We start from the raw sequence: 18,366 nt of genomic DNA, 5'->3' as shown, positions 1-18,366 counted from the left end.
GTCAAGGGCCGTATCAACCAGGTGCTGACTTTCCAGGGCCTGGAGCGCGTGCAGACGGACGAAGCCGGCCCCGGCGAGATCGTGCTCATCAACGGCCTGACCGACATCGGTATTGGCGTCACTATTACCGATCCGGTCACGCCGGCACCGCTGCCCATGCTCAAGGTCGATGAGCCGACGCTCACCATGAACTTCTGCGTCAATACCAGCCCGCTGGCCGGCCGCGAAGGCAAGTATGTGACGAGCCGCCAGATCTGGGACCGCCTGCAGAAGGAGCTGCAGCACAACGTGGCGCTGCGCGTCAAGGAAACCGACGAGGAAGGCATTTTTGAAGTCATGGGCCGCGGCGAGTTGCACCTGACCATCCTGCTGGAAAACATGCGCCGCGAAGGTTTTGAGCTTGCTGTGTCCAAGCCACGCGTGGTGATGAAAGAAGTCAATGGTGAAAAGCACGAGCCGATTGAGCTGGTGACGGCCGACATCGAAGACCAGCACCAGGGCGGCGTGATGCAGGCCCTCGGTGAGCGCAAGGGCGAGTTGGTCAACATGGAGCCGGACGGCCGCGGCCGCGTACGCCTTGAATACCGCATCCCGGCGCGTGGCCTGATCGGCTTCACCAACGAGTTTCTGAATCTGACGCGCGGTTCCGGCCTGATCTCCAACATCTTCGACAGCTACGAAGCACACAAGGGCGACATTGGCGGCCGCAAGAACGGCGTGCTGATTTCCATGGACGATGGTGAAATTTTCACCTACGCCCTGGGCAAGCTGGACGACCGCGGCCGCATGTTCGTGCGTGCCAATGACCCGGTGTACGAAGGCATGATTGTCGGCATTCACAGCCGCGACAACGACCTGGTGGTCAACGCCACACGTACCAAGCAACTGACCAACTTCCGCGTGTCTGGCAAGGAAGATGCGATCAAGATCACGCCACCTATCGAGCTGACGCTGGAGTACGGTGTCGAGTTCATCGAGGACGACGAACTGGTCGAGATCACGCCCAAATCGGTCCGCCTGCGCAAGCGTCACCTGAAGGAAAGCGACCGCAAGCGCGCTGGAAGATAAGCCCCCACGTTCGCTCACTGCGTGTAGCTCTCTGCCCCCCGAGGGGGCGCTGCGCCTGCGGACCGGCAGAGCCGGATCCGCGGCCCCTGCTTGAATGGGGAAGCGGTGTTGCAAGCGAACGGGGTGAACGCTTGAATATGGCCGCTGTGCGCTTTGCTCGCAGCGGCCTTTCCAGTTAAATGCACAGAGATCTGACTGAACCTGCCATGAAACTCACGCATTCCAAAGCCGTCCTCCTGATGATCGCGATCACGCTGATGTGGTCCATTGCGGGTGTGGTGACGCGTCATCTCGAATCAGCAAAAAGCTTTGAAGTGACCTTCTGGCGCAGCTTTTTCACGCTGTTGTCGCTGTTGGTCATCCTGCCGCTGTTCCAGGGCCGGGAGGTGTTCACCAGGATTCGCGGTGCCGGCCGCTTTCTGTGGTTGTCCGGTGTTTGCTGGAGCATCATGTTCACTGCCTTCATGCTGGCATTGACGATGACCAGCGTGGCCAATGTGCTGGTGACGATGGCGCTGGGTCCTTTCCTCACGGCCCTGATCGCTCGGGTGTTCATTGGCCACCGCATTCCGCCCCGGACCTGGGTGGCCATTGCCGTGGCCGGTGCAGGGATTGCGTGGATGCATGGCAGTCAGGTCAATTTGGACGGCGGGGCAGGGCAGTTTGCCGGGACCCTGGTGGCCCTGCTTGTGCCTATGGCCGCGGCCGTGAACTGGACCGTGGTGCAGCGCAGCCAGGTCCACGGCGAAAAAATCGACCTGGTGCCGGCCGTGATGGTGGGCGCCGCGATCTCCTCGCTGCTTACCTTGCCGATGGCTTTTCCGTTTGCCGCGACGCCGCACGACATCGGCTTGCTGGCGCTGCTGGGCTTGGTCCAGCTGGCAATTCCCTGTGTGCTCTCAGTCGTTTGCGCTCGGGTGCTGAAAGCACCGGAGATGGCTCTGCTGGCGCTGCTGGAAATTATTTTTGGCATCCTGCTCGCCTGGGTAGGTGCCGGTGAGGTGCCTGCTGCTACGGTGCTCACCGGTGGCTCGCTGGTTGTCGGGGCGCTGGTCATCAACGAGATCATGGGATGGAGACAAAGAGCATGAACCAGGCATATCAGCCGAAAACGGCAGGGGACGTTCTGACCGAAGTGCGCGGCCAGGTCGGCTTCATCACGCTGAACCGGCCCAAGGCGCTCAATGCGCTGTCGCTGCCCATGGTGCGCGAGCTGGCTGCTGCCCTGACCGCCTGGAAGGACGACCCCACAGTGCTGGCGGTGGCCATACGTGGCACCAACAAGGCCGGACGTCCCGGTACGCCTGAAGCCTTGTTCGGCGGTTTCTCTGCCGGCGGCGACATCCGCTTCTTTCACGAAGTGGCGCTGGCCGGCAATCTGGACGCGTTGGAGGCTTTTTTCACCGAGGAATACAAGCTCAACCACCTGATCCACAGCTACCCCAAGTCCTACATCGCCTTCATGGATGGTGTGGTCATGGGCGGCGGCATGGGAATTTCTCAAGGCGCCAAAGTCCGCATCGTGACCGAGCGCAGCAAGCTCGCCATGCCCGAAACCAACATCGGCTTGTTCCCGGATGTCGGCGGCGGCTACTTCCTGAGCCGTTGCCCGGGCAGTGTCGGCGAGTACCTGGCGCTCACCGGCGTCGTGATAGCCGCAGACGAAGCCCTGGCGTATGGTTTGGCTGATATCAAGCTGCCGGCAGCTGCCTTGCCGGATGTCTGGCAGTCGCTGGGCGACCAGGGTTTTACTTCGGCAGCCGAGGTGGATGCGTGGATTGCTACGCAATTGATAGCTGTTTATCCCCGCCCGGAAAGGGCTGAAGGCCAATTTGATCAATATTTTTCACTGGCGCGGGTGAAACACATGGTCGATGCGCTGGAGGCCTCGACAGACGAAGCGGCGCGCAAAATCGGCGCCATGCTGCGCAAGCGTTCACCGCTGATGCTGCATGTGACGCTGGAACAGATCCGCCGCGCGCGCAGCATGAGTCTGGCCGACGACCTGCGCATGGAACGTGACATCGTGCATCACTGCTTTCACCTGCGTCCCGGCAGCGCCAGCGAGACCGTCGAAGGCATACGCGCGCTGGCCGTGGACAAGGACTACACGCCGAAGTGGAACCCGGCACGCATCGAAGACGTGAAGCCGGGGATGACGCAGGCGTTTTTTGCCAGCCCCTGGGCGGCAGAAACGCACCCCTTGCGCGACCTTCTTCCCTAAAGCTGCTGGTACACCAGCTCGGCCAGGCGCATCAGCTCCTCGCGCGCGACCGCGCCGCTCAGGGCATAACCGAATCCCTGGTCCGTCCAGTAAAAGGCCGGTACCGGGCCGTCGGTGCTGTAGCGAAAAGCCGTTTCGGTGCTTGCCGGTTTGCCGGCGGCGGGTGAGCTATCTAGCGCACCCAGGTACAGTGTGACGCGCACGCCTGCGCTGTTCTGGAACATGAACTGCGCACGGGCGCTGGCATCGCCGGGGAGCAGGCGGCCGCCGACAAGTTCGTAGCCCTGGGTAGTCAACAGGGGCACCTTGAGAGGCCTGCCCAGGCGCTTGGACAGCCATTGCACCAGATGCTCCTGCTGCGCCGCGCTGACTTCCACCGGATGTCGCATCTCAGGCGCAAACACGGCGTGGGCCAGCGTGGCCTGATGTGCAAAAGCCTGGCCGGCGCGTGCTGTATGGCCCGCGGCAAAAGAAGCCGTGTTGGTGAATTGCCCACGAGCCGTCCAACCCACGGCAAAAGCCAGCAGCACACCGGCGGCCATGCCACCCCAGCGCCACCACGGATCCAGCACCTGCCGCCCGCGTGTGTTGCGTTGCACGGTCGCCTGCAGGGTTTCAGGAATGGGTTCGTCGAGCAGTTCGCGGTGCAGGCTGCGCAGCGCCTCGCGCTGGTCCTGCCAGGCCTGCAGCGTGACACTGCCTGGGGGGTCACCTGTAGCGCGCATCATTGCGGCTGCCCGCTGCCCGGCTGTCAGTTGCCCGTCGACCAGCGCATTCAGCTCGTCGTGGGTCAGGGAAGGTGTCCTTGAAGCGTCCATGGCGTAAGGGTTGTTATTGGAGGCGATGCAAGTTCGCAACGTTCCCAGGGCTGCCCGTCATGGCCTGGGGCTGCGCCGGTTTGTCCATCAGTTCGCGCAAGCGGCTGCGTGCCCGTGACAGGCGTGACATCACAGTGCCCAGCGGCACACCCACCACACGGGCGACCTGCTCGTAACTCATGTCTTCCAGGCTGACCAGCAGCAGCACGGCGCGTTGGTCGTCCGGCAACCGCAGCAGGCAGCGTTGCAGGTCCAGGGCCTGGTCCTGCCCGCCGTCGGGCGCAGCCAGCGTGTGGGCCAGCTCATCCACGTCGAGCGCAGGGCCAGCCTGCGTCTGGCGCGCCGCACTGCGCCGCTGGTTCATGAACAGGTTATGCATCAGCGTGAACAGCCAGGCCCGCAGGTCGGAGCCGGCCGTCCAGAGGCGCCACTTGTTGCAGGCGCGTTCCAGCGTGTCCTGCACGAGGTCGTCGGCGGCCCAGGCATTGCCGGTCAGCGCACGTGCGTAACGCCGCAGCCCGGGGATCTGCGCAATCAGCTCAGAGCGGTCCATGGGCCGGGGCGGTCAGGGGCCTGGAATCAGGGTTTGACCACGTGCCAGACGTTTTGCACACCGTCGCCGGTCTTGTCGCCGGCCTTGGTGTCCTTGATCCAGTAATACAGCGGCTTGCCCTTCATGGCCCACTGTTTCTTGCCGTCATCGCGCGTGATCACCGTGTAGTCACCCGAGGGCTTGTCCATCTCGGCTGCCATCAGCGGCGGCCAGTTGGTGGCGCAGGGGCCGTTGCAGACGGACTTGCCGCTGCCCGTCATATCGCGGTCAAAGGTGTACAGCGTCATGCCGTTCGGGCCGACCAGCACGCCGTCGGCGACTTTGGTGGGCTGGCTGGACATGGCGGCACAACCGCCGAGGAACAGGGCGGCTGCAAGGGCGGCGGTGGTCAGGATTTTCATGAGGTGCTCCGGAAGATGAAGTTAGGCAGACGATCTCTGCAAACAGGTAAACACCTTTCAGGGCCCGTTTATTCCCTGCATCCCAAAAAAAGCCTGTTTTTCTGGCGTGGCGTCAGCGGCTGCGCGACTTCATCGCACGTTCGACTTCCCGCTTGCCTTCCCGGTCCTTGATGGTGTCGCGTTTGTCGTGTTCACCCTTGCCCTTGGCCAGGCCGACCTCGCATTTGACCTTGCCCGCCTTCCAGTGCAGGTTCAGCGGCACCAGGGTAAAACCCTTTTGTTCGATCTTGCCGATGAGCCGCCGGATCTCGTCCTTGTGCATCAGCAGCTTCTTGGTGCGCACCGAATCCGGCCGAACATGGGTGGAGGCTGTGCCCAGAGGATTGATCTGGCAGCCGATGATGAAGAGCTCACCATTGCGGATCACGACGTAGCCGTCGGTGAGCTGCACCTTGCCTTCGCGCAGTGACTTCACCTCCCAGCCTTCGAGCACCATGCCGGCTTCGAAGCGCTCTTCAATGTGATAGTTGAACAGCGCTTTTTTGTTGTCCGCAATACGCACGGCTGCGGCTGCGGCCTTGGGCGTCAGGTTGATCGCGGGCTTGCCCGCGGATTTTCCGGAAGAGGCTGCGGCCGGTTTTTTGGAGGATGCTTCTTTGGTGGCCATGATGAAAGGTAAGGGCAGCGCCGGGGCCTGTGCACCCTAATTTTTGCAAGTGCGAAAGGAGTTAAAACAGCGCCAATCAAGACGCGAGACGAAGGCCAGACCGGGCGTCTGGGTTAGGAGTGCAACGCCGAGTGGCGCTGTTTTAACCCCTTTCCCTTCGGGTTGCGGCCGAAAAAGCCATGCGCGGCGTTGCAAAGCCTCGCTGGAGTTCACTCCAGCTTCATTTTGCGCCTTGCTCATGGCTTTTTTGACTCGCAACGCATCTTGTAAAAATAGGGGTGAACAGGCCCAATACAATTGAGCGCAGCCCATGATTGTATGAAAACCGTTCACAAGTCCGTTCTGATCTGGTACAGCGCAGCCGAAATGTTTGCCCTGGTCACCGATGTCGCCAGCTATCCGCAGTTTTTGCCGTGGTGCGACCAGGCCGAGGTGGTCGAGGAAGGTGCGCAAGGCATGACAGCCAAGGTCGGCATTGCGTTTGCCGGCATTCACCAGAGTTTTACCACCCGCAATACCCATGTGGAAGACCGCAAGGTTTCGCTCAAGCTGGTGGACGGGCCTTTTTCAAGGCTGGACGGTGCCTGGGACTTCAGTCCGCTGGGGGACGGCAGCCAGCGCGCCTGCAAGGTGGACCTGACCCTGCGCTATGACTTCGACAACGCCGCGCTGGCCGCGCTGGTGGGCCCGGTGTTCGACAAGATTGCCGGCAGCCTGGTGGATGCCTTTGTCAAAAGGGCAGCCCAGGTGTACGGTGAGGCCGAGGCCTGAGTCCGGTGAGCGTGTTGGCCATCTTGCTGATTTATTCGCCGGCGCCGCGGCAGGTGCGGCAGTGGGATCTCAGCCTGCCGGCTGGCAGCACCGTGGCGCAGGCCCTGGCAGCCAGCGGCATCCTGCTGGAATTTCCGGAACTGGCAGAAGGCCGCCTGTCAGTGGGCGTCTGGGGACGCAAGACCGGTTTGCGGCAGTTGTTGCACCATCAAGACCGGCTCGAAATCTACAGGCCTTTGAGGGTGGACCCCAAGATTGCGCGGCGGGAACGCTTCAGCAAGCAGGGGATAAAGAAATCGGGCCTGTTTGCCACCAAGAGGGCAGGCGCAAAAGCCGGGTACTGAGAACCGGTAGCTGCCTATTTGCAGTCGCTGTTCATGATGTCCTGCAGGCGTTTGCTTTCGGTAGCGCGGGCATTGTCGTCCATGAACTCGCGCTCACCCTTGGCATTGACGGTCGCTATCCTGGATCCGGACTGGAAGGACGCCAAGCCTTTTTTTGCGCGCTCACAATTGTCAGCTCGGGCTTTGGCCACCTTTTCTTCCTCGGCTTTTTTCTTGGCAGCTTCTTCTTCCTCGAGCTTTTTCTTTTTAGCTTCGAGTTCGGAATCCTTGCCGGAAATTTTCGGGGTATTGGCCTTCGGGGCCGACACTACCGTTGCAGCGGGTGCGGCACCCTCGCCTGGCTCGGTGGTGGCTACAGGCGCCTTGGCGGATCCGCGTCCGCCTGGGTGTTTGAGGATGTCCTTTTCCTGAATTTCTGCTGGCGGCGGACGGTCGCTGAACACCTTGCGGCCATCCTTGCCAATCCACTGCCACTGGGCAGCCGCGGACAGGGCGAAAGACCAGCCGGCAAGGAGGAGGACAAGGTGTTTGGGCGTCATTTTCAGTTCCATGCGATCAGTGTACCGTTTGCACCCGCTGAAGGCGAAGAAGCGGGGGATGGGGCGTGGCCTTTTTGTAACGCGGGACAAGGGGCTTTTGGCGCTAGGGTTTGTACCGACCGACGCGGGTACAATCGTGTTTTTGGAGCCATCCCTATGCGCCTACTCGGCAAAGCGCTCACCTTCGACGACGTATTGTTGGTGCCAGCGTTCTCCCAGGTCCTTCCCAAGGACACCTCGCTTTCCACCCAGTTCTCAAGAAACATCCGCCTGAACCTACCCTTGGTCTCGGCAGCGATGGACACGGTCACCGAAGCCCGGCTGGCCATTGCCATTGCCCAGGAGGGCGGTATAGGCATCGTCCACAAGAATCTCACAGCGCAGCAGCAGGCCGCCGAAGTGGCCCGGGTCAAGCGTTATGAGTCCGGCGTGGTGCGTGACCCGGTGGTCATTACGCCGGAGCACACCGTGCTCCAGGTCCTGCAACTTTCGGAGCAGCTCGGTATTTCCGGCTTTCCGGTATGCGATGGCGGCAAGGTGATCGGTATTGTGACCAGCCGCGACCTGCGCTTTGAAACGCGTTACGACGTCAAGGCGCACCAGATCATGACGCCGCGCGAGAAGCTGATCACGGTCAAAGAGGGTACTTCGGCTCTGGAAGCCAAGGCCTTGCTTAACAAACACAAGCTCGAGCGCTTGCTGGTGGTCAATGACGATTTCGAGCTCAAGGGGCTGATCACCGTCAAGGACATCACCAAACAGACCAATTTCCCCAATGCCGCGCGCGACGCCTCAGGCCGCCTGCGCGTGGGCGCCGCCGTCGGGGTGGGCGAGGGCACGGAAGAGCGTGTTGAAGCACTGGTCAAGGCCGGTGTGGACGCCATCGTGGTGGACACCGCCCACGGCCACAGCCATGGCGTGATCGAACGCGTGCGCTGGGTCAAGAAAAATTATCCGCAGGTTGATGTGATCGGCGGCAACATTGCCACCGGCGCCGCCGCACTGGCGTTGGCCGAAGCCGGTGCTGACGCGGTCAAGGTAGGCATAGGCCCTGGCAGCATCTGCACCACCCGTATCGTCGCGGGTGTCGGCGTGCCGCAGATCATGGCCATCGACAATGTGGCCATGGCTTTGCGCGGCAGTGGCGTACCGCTGATTGCCGACGGCGGCATACGCTACAGCGGCGATATCGCCAAGGCGATTGCGGCTGGTGCAGGCACGGTGATGATGGGCGGCATGTTTGCCGGCACCGAGGAGGCGCCAGGTGAAGTCATTCTGTTCCAGGGGCGCAGCTACAAGAGCTACCGTGGTATGGGCAGCATCGGCGCCATGCAGCAGGGCAGTGCCGACCGTTATTTCCAGGAAGCCACCACCGGCAACCCGAACGCGGACAAGCTGGTGCCCGAAGGCATCGAAGGTCGCGTGCCTTACAAGGGTTCCATGGTCGCCATCATTTACCAGATGGCCGGCGGCCTGCGGGCCAGCATGGGCTATTGCGGTTGCGCCACCATCGAAGACATGCGCAGCAAGGCCGAGTTTGTCGAGATCACGACGGCAGGCATACGCGAGAGCCATGTCCACGATGTGCAGATTACCAAAGAAGCCCCCAATTACCGGGCAGACTGATCCTGCTGGAGTCCAAGGCGTCTGGAAGAGACGCCTTTTTCATTTTTGCCTGAAACACCTCTCATGCAGCACCAAAAAATCCTCATCCTCGATTTCGGTTCCCAGGTCACCCAACTGATTGCGCGGCGTATCCGTGAAGCCCATGTGTTCTGCGAGGTTCATCCCTGCGATGTGAGCAGCGACTGGGTGCGCGAGTATGCGAAAGACGGCAATCTCAAGGGCATCATCCTCTCTGGCAGCCATGCCAGCCTGTGGGAAGACGAAACCTTGCGTGCGCCCGATGCGGTGTTCGAGCTGGGCTTGCCGGTGCTGGGCATCTGTTTCGGCATGTATGCGATCGCCCATGCCCTGGGCGGCAAGGTCGAAGGCGGCCACAAGCGTGAGTTCGGTTATGCCGAAGTCCGCGCCCGCGGCCATACCAAGTTGTTCGACGGTATCCAGGACTACACGACACCTGAAGGCCACGGCATGCTGCATGTCTGGATGAGCCACGGCGACAACGTGACCGAGATGCCGCCCGGTTTCAAGCTCATGGCTTCCACCGACTCCTGCCCGATTGCGGGCATGGCCGACGAAGAGCGCAAGTATTACGCGGTGCAGTTTCACCCGGAAGTCACGCACACCACCCAGGGCAAGGCCATCATCGAGCGTTTTGTGCTGGACATCTGCGGCACCCGGCCCGATTGGGTCATGGGCGACTACATCAGCGAAGCGGTTGAGAAAATCCGCCAGCAGGTGGGCAAGGAAGAAGTCATCCTCGGCCTGTCCGGCGGCGTGGATTCATCGGTCGCCGCAGCCCTGATTCACCGTGCGATCGGCGACCAGCTGACCTGTGTGTTTGTGGACCATGGCCTGCTGCGCCTGAATGAAGGCGACATGGTCATGGACATGTTTGTCGGCAAGCTGCACGCCAAGGTCATTCGCGTCGACGCCGCAGACCAGTTTCTCGGTCACCTCAAAGGCGTCAGTGAACCCGAAGCCAAACGCAAGATCATCGGCCGCGAGTTTGTTGAAGTCTTCAAGTCTGAGGCCGGCAAGCTCAAGGACGACCAGTCACGCCATGTGGCATGGCTTGCGCAGGGCACGATTTACCCCGACGTGATCGAGTCTGGCGGTGCCAAAAGCAAAAAAGCCGTCACTATCAAGAGCCACCACAATGTGGGCGGCCTGCCCGAGCAACTGGGCCTGAAACTGCTGGAGCCCTTGCGCGAACTGTTCAAGGACGAAGTCCGCGAACTCGGCGTGGCGCTCGGCCTGCCGCACGACATGGTCTACCGCCACCCGTTTCCGGGCCCCGGCCTCGGTGTGCGCATCCTCGGCGAAGTCAAAAAGGAATATGCGGACCTGCTTCGCCGCGCTGACGCGATCTTCATTGAAGAGCTGCGCAACTTCAAGGACGCGGAGACCGGCAAGAGCTGGTACGACCTGACCAGCCAGGCCTTCACCGTGTTTCTGCCCGTGAAAAGTGTAGGTGTCATGGGCGACGGCCGCACCTATGACTACGTGGTGGCTCTGCGCGCCGTGCAGACCAGCGACTTCATGACCGCCGACTGGGCCGAATTGCCTTATGCGTTGCTCAAAAAGGTCTCGGGCCGCATCATCAACGAAGTGCGCGGCATCAACCGCGTCACCTACGACGTCAGCAGCAAGCCGCCGGCCACGATTGAGTGGGAATAAGATCAGCCTCGGTGCCCGGGCAATCGCTCTTGCCCGGTTTTGACGCCGCTCCCCAACCCACGGACCGGCTGTTTTTCGCGATATTCCCGGATGCCGCGGCAGCAGCGAAGATTGCCGGGTTGGCGCAGCAGTTGCGGGAGGAACATGGCATCAGGGGCAAGCCGCTGAAAACGGAGCGTTTCCATGTCACGCTGCATCACTTGGGCGATTACGCCGGGTTGCCGCAAGATCTGGCCGATGTGGCCTGTGCAGCGGCCGCAAGCATTACAGCTACACCATTCGACGTCACATTTGACCGCGCAGCCAGCTTCTCCACAGCGCCGCGCAACAGGCCCTTTGTCTTGCGCGGCGGTGACGGCGTCGCTTCCTTGATCGCGTTCCAGCAGACGCTCGGGGATGCGCTGAAAAAGACCGTGCTCGGGCGCTGGGCCAAGCCGGCATACACGCCTCACGTGACTCTGCTTTATGACGACAGCAGCGTTGCAGAACAAGCGGTGCCAGCTGTTTCCTGGACGGCCGGCGAGTTTGTCCTCGTCCACAGCCTGATTGGCCAAACGGTGCATCTGTCCCTCGGGCGCTGGCCGTTGCGGGCCTGAGCTTCGGCTTGCCCCACAGGGATCAATAGATCAGTGCTGACGCGGCAAGGGCTCAAGCGCCAGGGCCGCCTCGGGTGCCAGTCGTTCGATCAGATGCCGGGCATCAAAGGGCGCGCGCACCTTTTTGTCGTTGTCAAAGTAGCAGAACACGTCTCGCGCCGCACGTCGTCGCGGCGCCTTCTCGAGGAGTTTATGTGCGTCGCTTGGCTCGCCACCAGCCGACCAGGTTTCAATACGCTCAGCCCAGCGGTCCAGCGCCGCATCGCTGTATTGGCCACCATAAAGCGTTTCGGGTCCATGCAGCCGCAGGTAGACAAAATCCGCGGTCAGGTCTTCCATATATGGCCAGTCCATGACGGAATCCGACACCACCAGTGCAGCGCGATATTTGCGCAGCAATTTCAAAAACGCTTCATCGCAAAAGCTGGCGTGGCGGATTTCAACGGCATGCCGCAGGTGGCGCTTGCGGCCGGGCGCCAGGCAGGGGCGCTTGACGTGCGCGTCATTTTTTTTGCCAGTGCTGCCGCTGCTTCGGTGTCTCTGGGCAGTTGCTTCAGGAGGGTTTCAAAGACATCGGGCTTGAAAGGCATGCTGGGCGGAAACTGCCGGAGGATGGGACCCAGCTTGGCGCGCAGATTGAAAAGATCTGACGCAAAAAAAAATTGCCAGAGCCACCGTTATGCCTTCGCCTTCCAGCCGGAGCATGTGGGTGATGTAGCGTGGGCTTTTGACGCTGAAGCTGAAGGTTTTAGGCGTGGCGTCATGCCAGTGTTGGTAGCTCGCCGGTGTCTGCAGCCATAGTGCGAGCCATTGATCTCGATGGTCTGCACTGCGCGCGAGGCGAATTCGAGCTCACGCGCCTGTACCAGCCCTGGCGGATAAAAAACGCCGCGCCAACCAGCGTACCGCCAGCCTGAAATACCTGTACGGATGAGGCGCGAAGCGGCTGGTTCGAGGGTCGAGCTCATGGGTAGGGCGGCAGTTGATCTACCAGCTGCCCAGTTCCGGCCCTGCCGTGTGTAGGTCAGCTCCGCATGGCGCTGTAGCTGTGTCCGAGCGGTTGGAGCGGAGCCGGTTTTTGTCCGATACCGTGATTTACCTCAGCGGGTTCATGCTGATGAGATTGAAGCGGCGGATCCCGGCTTTATGGCCAAACGCCCTGCGTTGAATCGTCTTTAATCCCCGCGACTCATCGTCCGGCGCACGAATCGCCCGATGGTCAGGCCTTGCACAAGAACCGAGAAAACCACCACGCAATAGGTCAGGGCAAGAACGTTGGCGCGTGCCGACGACGAGGCATCCGCTTGGGGCAGCGATAACGCCAGGGCGACGGATATCCCGCCGCGCAACCCGCCCCAGGTGAGTACGCTGGGAGATCCCCGGGGCAAGCGGAAATGCCCGCTGAGCGCCATGACCGGAAGCCCTACTGTCAACCCCCGGGCAAGTAACGTGACGACAATCGCAACTGCCCCGCCTGCCAGCAATGGCATCGTGAAGTCAATCAACATCACTTCCAGGCCGATCAGAACGAAAAGCACAGCATTCAGGATCTCATCCAGGAGTTCCCAGAACATGTCAACGTATTTTCGCGTTTCGTCAGACATCGCCAGCGCTCTGCCGGCGTTGCCGACCATCAGTCCACAGACCACCATCGCCAGCGGCCCCGAGACATGCAGATAGTTGGCCAGGGTATAGCCCCCCATGACCGCCGCCAGCGTCAGCAACACCTCAACCTGGTACTGGTCGATGCTTTTCAGCAGCCGATAAGTCACCCAGCCGAGAACGAGGCCGAATGCGATGCCGCCGCCCGCTTCCCGCAGCAGCAAACCCATGGCCTCGCCGGTCGTAGGCCAGGCGCCGTTGACCGACACGCCAAGAAGAATTGAGAAAAGAACGACGCCCACGCCGTCATTGAACAGCGATTCGCCGGCGATCACCAGCTCCAGATTGCGCGGGGCGCCGGCCGTTTTGAGGATACCCATGACGGCGATGGGATCGGTCGGTGAGATCAGCGCACCGAAGAGAAGGCAGTAAATCAGCGGCATCGTCATGCCGACCAGCGGCAGCGCTAGCCACATTCCGAACCCAACGGCTATTGTCGAGACCAGCGTTCCGACAAGCGCCAGACCGCCGACTTGCCACCGATATGATTTCAATGCACTCAGGTCAACATGCAGCGCTCCGGCGAAAAGCAGCAGTGAAAGCATGCCGCGCATCAGCACGTCGGAGAAATCGATCGAGCGAATGAATGCTTCCTCGTATTGACGCAAGCCCTGGTCGAGTCCCAGCGCATCCAGCGCAACGATGGCAAGCGACAGCATCAGCGCAATCACCATGACTCCGATCGTCATGGGCAGCCGCACAAAGCGGTGGTTCAGGTAGGCCAGCAGCGCGGTCAGCGTCAGGCAGATGGCGGCAATATTCAGCATCTGAGGTGAGCCTTGTTGTGAAATGGAACGCATCCACTGAGACGAGCACAACTGCAACAACGGCTCCGTATGCTGGCGAAAAAAATGCTGGAGTCGAGCGTGCGTTCTGAGACTATAGCGCCTGGACGTATGGGCTGGCGGTCGGGCGGTCTGCTCCATTCAGAGCACAGCGGCAAGCGGCAGCAGGGATCCGCCAGGTCGGCCTGATATCATGGATTTTCGAACAACACCCGCCAGACATCTCGACGGGCGCTGCGTTTGTCGCGTCGCTGAATGAACCTGGCCATCTGTTTACGTCCATGGCTCTTCCCATCGCAGACTATGCCTTGATCGGCGATTGCCATACGGCAGCGCTGGTCGGCCGCGACGGATCCATTGACTGGCTGTGCCTCCCGCGGTTCGATTCGGGCGCTTGTTTCGCGGCACTTCTGGGGGAGCCGGGCCATGGACGCTGGCTCATTGCACCCTCAAAAACACCAGGCAGTACGCGGCGCAAATACCGCGACGGTACCCTTATTCTCGAAACTGAATTCGATACCGAGGAAGGCAGCGTTCGCGTCATTGACTGCATGCCATTGTCGAACCGGCGGTGGGACGTACTGCGTATTGTCGAAGGACTGAAGGGCCGGGTGGCGATGCGCATGGAGCTCATCATTCGTTTCGACTATGGTTCCATAGTTCCCTGGGTGACACGGGCCGGCGCCACACAATTCGCAACGGCGGGACCGGACACGGTGGAATTGCATACCGACGTGAATGTACGCGGCGAAAATATGAAAACCGTTGCCGATTTTTTTATCGGCGAAGGCGAACGTGCATCCTTTGTGCTCAATTACCGTCCCTCGCACGAAGCGCCTCAACAGGGAATAGATCCTGAAAAGGAACTGAGGACAACGGAAAAAAAGTGGCGCCAATGGTCAAACCGTTGTACTTACCGCGGTCGATGGCGCGAGCCGGTCGTGCGTTCGCTGATTACGCTGAAAGCACTCACCTACACGCCGACCGGAGGAATCATCGCGGCGCCGACCACCTCTTTGCCGGAGCAACCTGGCGGTGTACGTAATTGGGACTATCGCTACTGCTGGCTGCGCGATGCCACGTTTACGTTGAATGCATTGCTGCTTGCCGGCTATCACGAAGAGGCAACCGCTTGGCGTGAATGGTTGTTGCGCGCCGTGGCGGGGTCTCCCAAGGATATCCAGATTCTCTATAGTGTGACGGGAGAGAGGCGCCTCGATGAGTACGAAATTGACTGGTTGCCGGGGTATGGAGGGGCTGAACCTGTCCGGGTGGGCAATGCGGCCGCCAGGCAGTTCCAGCTCGACGTTTACGGTGAGGTCATGGATACGCTGCATCTGGCGCGCGCCGCTGGGCTCGAACCCGAGCCGGCGGCCTGGAACATTCAGATTGAATTGCTCAAGTTCCTCGAATCACACTGGCAGGATCCGGATGAAGGCATTTGGGAAGTCCGTGGGCCGCGCAGGCATTTCACCCACTCCAAAGTCATGGCGTGGGTGGCTTTCGATCGGGCCGTCAAGGATGCGGAGAGATACGGGCTTGACGGTCCAGTCGAGGTCTGGCGACAGAAGCGCGATGCTATCCACGCGCAGGTGTGCGACTCTGGTTATGACTCGCAGCGCAATACTTTTGTGCAGTCATATGGTTCGCCGCATCTGGATGCAAGCCTGTTGTTGATACCCCAAGTCGGGTTTTTGCCGCCGGACGATCCTCGTGTGCGCGGCACTGTCGATGCCATTGAGCGTGAACTCGTCGTCGATGGCCTGGTGTTACGCTATTCCACTGCAACCGATGTGGACGCGCTGCCTGCGGGCGAAGGAACTTTTCTGCCGTGTTCGTTCTGGCTTGCCGACAGCCTGATATTGACTGGGCGCCGTGAAGAGGGAGAAGCACTGTTCGAGCGATTGCTCGCGCTCGGCAGCGACCTAGGGTTGTTTGCGGAGGAATACGCCCCCCGAGAACGGCACATGCTCGGGAATTTCCCGCAGGCGCTGACACACATGGCATTGGTCAACACGGCGCGCCTTTTGTCCATTCCGGAGAAACAGGCAAAAACCGCCAGCGAGAAGGGCGAGCGTCCGGGCTCTGCCGCAGAGCCACCAGCAGGCCAGTGAATCAGAAGCGATAGTGAAATTGAAATCCAACTCGGGCTCCTCGATTTGCGCCAGTTGCAGGTTTTCTTCGACGGTCAAACTTGGGATGATGTGTCTGTCCTCGGGTACCAGCCCCACGCATAGCCAGCGGCAGCCCTGAAAGCGAAAGACACCGCGGGCGGGCACAATTGAGCCATGTACCAGCCACCCCAATTCAAATCAAGGGACGATGCGCTGGCTGATGGCTTGATGCGCTCGCATCCGCTGGCCAGCCTGATTTCGGTCGACGACGCCGGCTTGCCCTTCGTCTCGCACCTGCCGCTGCATCTGGAACTGCGACCGGCACCATTCGGTGAAGGCCTGCCTGACCGGGTGCTGCTCGGCCATTGCGCAAAACCCAACCCGCACTGGCGCTACCTGCAGGCCAGGCCGCAGGCTGTGGTGACCTTTCTGGGCCCTCACGCCTATCTCTCGCCCAAGGTCTATCCTGACCTGGCACGGGTGCCGACATGGAACTACCTGGCCGTGCACTGCACCGTGCAGGCCACATTGATCGAGGATCCAGCGGGCAAGGATGCCTTGCTGAAAAAGCTGATCGGCGACCACGAGCCGCCTTATGCCGAGCAGTGGCGCGGCTTGGGCGAGGAGTTTGCCCACAAGATGCTGGCCGGCATTGTGGCCTTTGAGCTCCAGGTGACCGATCTGCAGTGCAAGCTCAAACTCAACCAGCACCGGCCTGAAGCACACGCTGCCATGAAGGCCATGTATGCGGCCGGCACGGCTGATGAACAGGCGCTGGCCGTCTGGATGGATGAGTTGGGCATGAACCCCGCGCCCGCACACAAGGAGAGCTGATATGCGTGCCGTTTTTGGAGTCCTGAGCTTGTTGATCGTGGTGCTGATCGTCGGCTTGCTGGTGAAAAAGCAGCTGTCCCCGGCACCCGTGAAAGTTGCCCCGGCAGATGCTGGCGTCATCTTGCCGGCGCCCGCTGCGGGAGCGACACCGCAGCAGCAGAGCCAGCAGTTGCAGCAGCAGGTGCGCCAGCAGCTCGAAAGCACCCTGCAGCAAGCCAGGCCCATGCCCGAAGACAAATAAAGCACCAAATCGGCCTCCAGCCCTTATGCAGCCTTGGGGACCAGCTATCAATAAAGAAGCAATCAAGAGTGACGCCGACTTCATGAAATTGGCGCTGGCACAAGCGCGGCAGGCCGCCGAGGCCGGCGAGGTTCCGGTGGGTGCCGTGCTGGTGCGGCAGGGGCAGGTGCTTGCCACCGGCCGCAATGCACCGATTGACACGCTGGACCCGACAGCCCATGCAGAAATGCGAGCCCTGCGGGCGGCCGCCCATGCGCTGGGCAACTACCGGCTGGACGAATGTGAACTGTTCGTCACGCTCGAACCCTGTGCCATGTGTTCCGGCGCCATGCTGCACGCCCGGCTCAAGCGGGTGGTGTTCGGCGCGCCGGATCCCAAAACCGGTGCCGCCGGCTCAGTGATTGACCTGTTTGCCAATTCCCGGCTCAATCACCAGACCCAGGTGCAGGGCGGGGTGCTGGCAGAGGAGTGCGGCGCGGTGCTGCAGGGCTTTTTCAAAGACCGGCGTGACCGGCAGCGCCAGGAGAGTCTGGCGGCGCATCCACTGCGCGATGATGCGCTGCGCACGCCTGACAGCGCGTTTGCCGCTGTGCCGAACTACCCTTGGGCGCCGAATTACATCAGCGATCTGCCCGCACTGGCCGGCCTGCGCATGCATTACCTGGACGAGGGCCCACGCGGTGGGATGACCTGGCTTTGCCTGCACGGCAACCCGGCCTGGAGCTACCTGTACCGCAAGATGATTCCCGTGTTCCTCACGGCAGGGCACCGCGTGGTCGCGCCCGACCTGGTTGGATTCGGAAAAAGCGACAAGCCCAAGAAAGACAGTTTTCACAGCTTCATCCTCCATCGGCAGATCCTGCTGGAATTTGTGGAGCGGCTCGAACTGAACAACATCGTGCTGGTGGTGCAGGACTGGGGCGGGCTGCTCGGGCTGACTTTGCCAATGGCCGCGCCCGAACGATACAAGGGCCTGCTGGTGATGAACACCACGCTGGCTACCGGCGATATGCCTCTGCCGCCGGGCTTTTTGGCCTGGCGCGAGATGTGCTCCAAAAATCCTGAATTTGACGTGGCGCGGCTGCTGGCGCGTGGCAACCCGCAAATGAGTGCTGAGGAATGCGCCGCCTACAACGCGCCTTTCCCGGACCGAGGCCATCGCGCGGCGCTGCGCGCCTTTCCCGCCCTGGTGCCAGAGTTTGAAGATTCACCTGGCGCCGAGGTGTCGCGCCAAGCCCGGGATTTCTGGCGCGAGCAATGGCAAGGCCGGACCTTCATGGCTGTCGGCCAACAGGATCCGGTGCTGGGCGAGCCCGTCATGCGCGGGCTGCAGACGCTCATTCGTGCTTGCGGTGAACCGCTGCTTCTCCCGCAGGCCGGGCATTTTGTGCAGGAGCACGGCGAGGAGATCGCTGAGCGGGCGATGAGCCACTTTCGCTGACAGCC

The 18,366-nt window shown here is 61.3% G+C and carries 17 protein-coding genes and 2 pseudogenes; 12 read left to right on the top strand and 7 right to left on the bottom strand.

Annotated features, from left to right (window positions below; translation table 11 throughout):
- The 3 genes and pseudogenes from ABI660_RS15655 to ABI660_RS15645 form a co-directional block, all read left to right on the top strand.
- Positions 1-1,068 (top strand): annotated as a pseudogene (locus tag ABI660_RS15655) (translational GTPase TypA); the annotation flags it as partial.
- A 206-nt stretch (positions 1,069-1,274) separates the two neighbouring features.
- Positions 1,275-2,159 carry a DMT family transporter gene (locus ABI660_RS15650; protein WP_348069691.1) on the top strand — a complete coding sequence of 295 codons (885 nt, stop codon included), beginning with the start codon at positions 1,275-1,277 and terminating at the stop codon, positions 2,157-2,159.
- Entirely contained in the window at positions 2,156-3,292 is a 1,137-nt protein-coding gene (locus ABI660_RS15645; RefSeq protein WP_348069689.1) for an enoyl-CoA hydratase/isomerase family protein, read from the top strand. Before ABI660_RS15650 ends, ABI660_RS15645 begins: the two co-directional genes overlap by 4 nt.
- Here the strand turns inward: ABI660_RS15645 and ABI660_RS15640 are convergent.
- From ABI660_RS15640 to smpB, 4 genes are all read right to left on the bottom strand, one after another.
- Entirely contained in the window at positions 3,289-4,110 is an 822-nt protein-coding gene (locus tag ABI660_RS15640) for an anti-sigma factor (protein ID WP_348069687.1), read from the bottom strand. The two genes, ABI660_RS15645 and ABI660_RS15640, sit on opposite strands and share 4 nt — an antisense overlap.
- 13 nt (positions 4,111-4,123) lie before the next feature.
- Entirely contained in the window at positions 4,124-4,663 is a 540-nt protein-coding gene (locus ABI660_RS15635) for a sigma-70 family RNA polymerase sigma factor (RefSeq protein WP_348069685.1), read from the bottom strand.
- Positions 4,664-4,689: 26 nt separating this feature from the next.
- Entirely contained in the window at positions 4,690-5,064 is a 375-nt protein-coding gene (locus ABI660_RS15630) for a hypothetical protein (RefSeq protein WP_348069683.1), read from the bottom strand.
- 112 nt (positions 5,065-5,176) lie between these two features.
- The gene (gene smpB, locus ABI660_RS15625) at positions 5,177-5,731 is read right to left on the bottom strand and encodes an SsrA-binding protein SmpB (RefSeq protein ID WP_348069681.1); all 555 of its coding nucleotides are present in this window, start codon (positions 5,729-5,731) and stop codon (positions 5,177-5,179) included.
- A 318-nt stretch (positions 5,732-6,049) separates the two neighbouring features.
- Between smpB and ABI660_RS15620 the strand changes: the two genes are divergently transcribed.
- Both ABI660_RS15620 and ABI660_RS15615 read left to right on the top strand, forming a co-directional pair.
- A complete protein-coding gene (locus tag ABI660_RS15620) occupies positions 6,050-6,502 on the top strand; it encodes a type II toxin-antitoxin system RatA family toxin (protein WP_348069679.1) in 453 nt (150 codons plus the stop codon).
- Between the two features lie 11 nt (positions 6,503-6,513).
- A complete protein-coding gene (locus ABI660_RS15615) occupies positions 6,514-6,846 on the top strand; it encodes an RnfH family protein (RefSeq protein ID WP_348069677.1) in 333 nt (110 codons plus the stop codon).
- Between the two features lie 14 nt (positions 6,847-6,860).
- Here ABI660_RS15615 and ABI660_RS15610 read toward each other — a convergent pair whose 3' ends face one another.
- A complete protein-coding gene (locus tag ABI660_RS15610; RefSeq protein ID WP_348069675.1) occupies positions 6,861-7,397 on the bottom strand; it encodes a DUF4124 domain-containing protein in 537 nt (178 codons plus the stop codon).
- 144 nt (positions 7,398-7,541) lie between these two features.
- Between ABI660_RS15610 and guaB the strand changes: the two genes are divergently transcribed.
- The 3 genes from guaB to ABI660_RS15595 all read left to right on the top strand — a co-directional run bounded on the left by guaB (position 7,542) and on the right by ABI660_RS15595 (position 11,284).
- Entirely contained in the window at positions 7,542-9,011 is a 1,470-nt protein-coding gene (gene guaB / locus ABI660_RS15605) for an IMP dehydrogenase (RefSeq protein ID WP_348069673.1), read from the top strand.
- A gap of 63 nt (positions 9,012-9,074) precedes the next feature.
- A complete protein-coding gene (guaA, locus tag ABI660_RS15600; protein WP_348069671.1) occupies positions 9,075-10,688 on the top strand; it encodes a glutamine-hydrolyzing GMP synthase in 1,614 nt (537 codons plus the stop codon).
- On the top strand, positions 10,679-11,284 hold the full coding sequence (locus tag ABI660_RS15595; RefSeq protein ID WP_348069669.1) for a 2'-5' RNA ligase family protein: 606 nt from the start codon (positions 10,679-10,681) through the stop codon (positions 11,282-11,284). The genes guaA and ABI660_RS15595 overlap by 10 nt, the downstream gene beginning before the upstream one ends.
- A gap of 30 nt (positions 11,285-11,314) precedes the next feature.
- Here the strand turns inward: ABI660_RS15595 and ABI660_RS15590 are convergent.
- Positions 11,315-12,252 (bottom strand): annotated as a pseudogene (locus tag ABI660_RS15590) (DUF72 domain-containing protein).
- Positions 12,253-12,459: 207 nt separating this feature from the next.
- Positions 12,460-13,713: a sodium:proton antiporter gene (locus ABI660_RS15585; RefSeq protein ID WP_348069667.1), complete on the bottom strand. Its 1,254-nt coding sequence runs from the start codon at positions 13,711-13,713 to the stop codon at positions 12,460-12,462.
- A gap of 299 nt (positions 13,714-14,012) precedes the next feature.
- Between ABI660_RS15585 and ABI660_RS15580 the strand changes: the two genes are divergently transcribed.
- From ABI660_RS15580 to tadA, 4 genes are all read left to right on the top strand, one after another.
- Complete coding sequence (locus tag ABI660_RS15580) at positions 14,013-15,845, top strand: glycoside hydrolase family 15 protein (RefSeq protein ID WP_348069665.1); 1,833 nt, start codon at positions 14,013-14,015, stop codon at positions 15,843-15,845.
- 174 nt (positions 15,846-16,019) lie between these two features.
- A complete protein-coding gene (locus ABI660_RS15575) occupies positions 16,020-16,679 on the top strand; it encodes an FMN-binding negative transcriptional regulator (RefSeq protein ID WP_348069663.1) in 660 nt (219 codons plus the stop codon).
- A 1-nt stretch (position 16,680) separates the two neighbouring features.
- Positions 16,681-16,920 (top strand): hypothetical protein, encoded by a 240-nt coding sequence (locus ABI660_RS15570; RefSeq protein WP_348069661.1) that lies wholly within the window; start codon positions 16,681-16,683, stop codon positions 16,918-16,920.
- A 25-nt stretch (positions 16,921-16,945) separates the two neighbouring features.
- Positions 16,946-18,361: a tRNA adenosine(34) deaminase TadA gene (gene tadA / locus ABI660_RS15565; RefSeq protein WP_348069659.1), complete on the top strand. Its 1,416-nt coding sequence runs from the start codon at positions 16,946-16,948 to the stop codon at positions 18,359-18,361.
- Positions 18,362-18,366 lie beyond the last annotated feature (5 nt).

Source organism: Polaromonas sp. (assembly GCF_039930745.1).
In the GTDB taxonomy this organism is placed as follows: Bacteria; Pseudomonadota; Gammaproteobacteria; order Burkholderiales; family Burkholderiaceae_C; genus Polaromonas.
The sequence above is the reverse complement of the archived record's forward strand: the minus strand, read 5'-3'. Positions and strand labels throughout refer to the sequence as shown.

Bases quoted from the DNA above. Each gene is read 5' to 3' on its own strand.
- ABI660_RS15650 (WP_348069691.1), top strand. From the start codon at position 1,275: ATGAAACTCACGCATTCCAAAGCCGTCCTCCTGATGATCGCGATCACG.
- ABI660_RS15645 (WP_348069689.1), top strand. From the start codon at position 2,156: ATGAACCAGGCATATCAGCCGAAAACGGCAGGGGACGTTCTGACCGAA.
- ABI660_RS15640 (WP_348069687.1), bottom strand. From the start codon at position 4,110: ATGGACGCTTCAAGGACACCTTCCCTGACCCACGACGAGCTGAATGCG.
- ABI660_RS15635 (WP_348069685.1), bottom strand. From the start codon at position 4,663: ATGGACCGCTCTGAGCTGATTGCGCAGATCCCCGGGCTGCGGCGTTAC.
- ABI660_RS15630 (WP_348069683.1), bottom strand. From the start codon at position 5,064: ATGAAAATCCTGACCACCGCCGCCCTTGCAGCCGCCCTGTTCCTCGGC.
- smpB (WP_348069681.1), bottom strand. From the start codon at position 5,731: ATGGCCACCAAAGAAGCATCCTCCAAAAAACCGGCCGCAGCCTCTTCC.
- ABI660_RS15620 (WP_348069679.1), top strand. From the start codon at position 6,050: ATGAAAACCGTTCACAAGTCCGTTCTGATCTGGTACAGCGCAGCCGAA.
- ABI660_RS15610 (WP_348069675.1), bottom strand. From the start codon at position 7,397: ATGGAACTGAAAATGACGCCCAAACACCTTGTCCTCCTCCTTGCCGGC.
- guaB (WP_348069673.1), top strand. From the start codon at position 7,542: ATGCGCCTACTCGGCAAAGCGCTCACCTTCGACGACGTATTGTTGGTG.
- guaA (WP_348069671.1), top strand. From the start codon at position 9,075: ATGCAGCACCAAAAAATCCTCATCCTCGATTTCGGTTCCCAGGTCACC.
- ABI660_RS15585 (WP_348069667.1), bottom strand. From the start codon at position 13,713: ATGCTGAATATTGCCGCCATCTGCCTGACGCTGACCGCGCTGCTGGCC.
- ABI660_RS15580 (WP_348069665.1), top strand. From the start codon at position 14,013: ATGGCTCTTCCCATCGCAGACTATGCCTTGATCGGCGATTGCCATACG.
- ABI660_RS15575 (WP_348069663.1), top strand. From the start codon at position 16,020: ATGTACCAGCCACCCCAATTCAAATCAAGGGACGATGCGCTGGCTGAT.
- ABI660_RS15570 (WP_348069661.1), top strand. From the start codon at position 16,681: ATGCGTGCCGTTTTTGGAGTCCTGAGCTTGTTGATCGTGGTGCTGATC.
- tadA (WP_348069659.1), top strand. From the start codon at position 16,946: ATGCAGCCTTGGGGACCAGCTATCAATAAAGAAGCAATCAAGAGTGAC.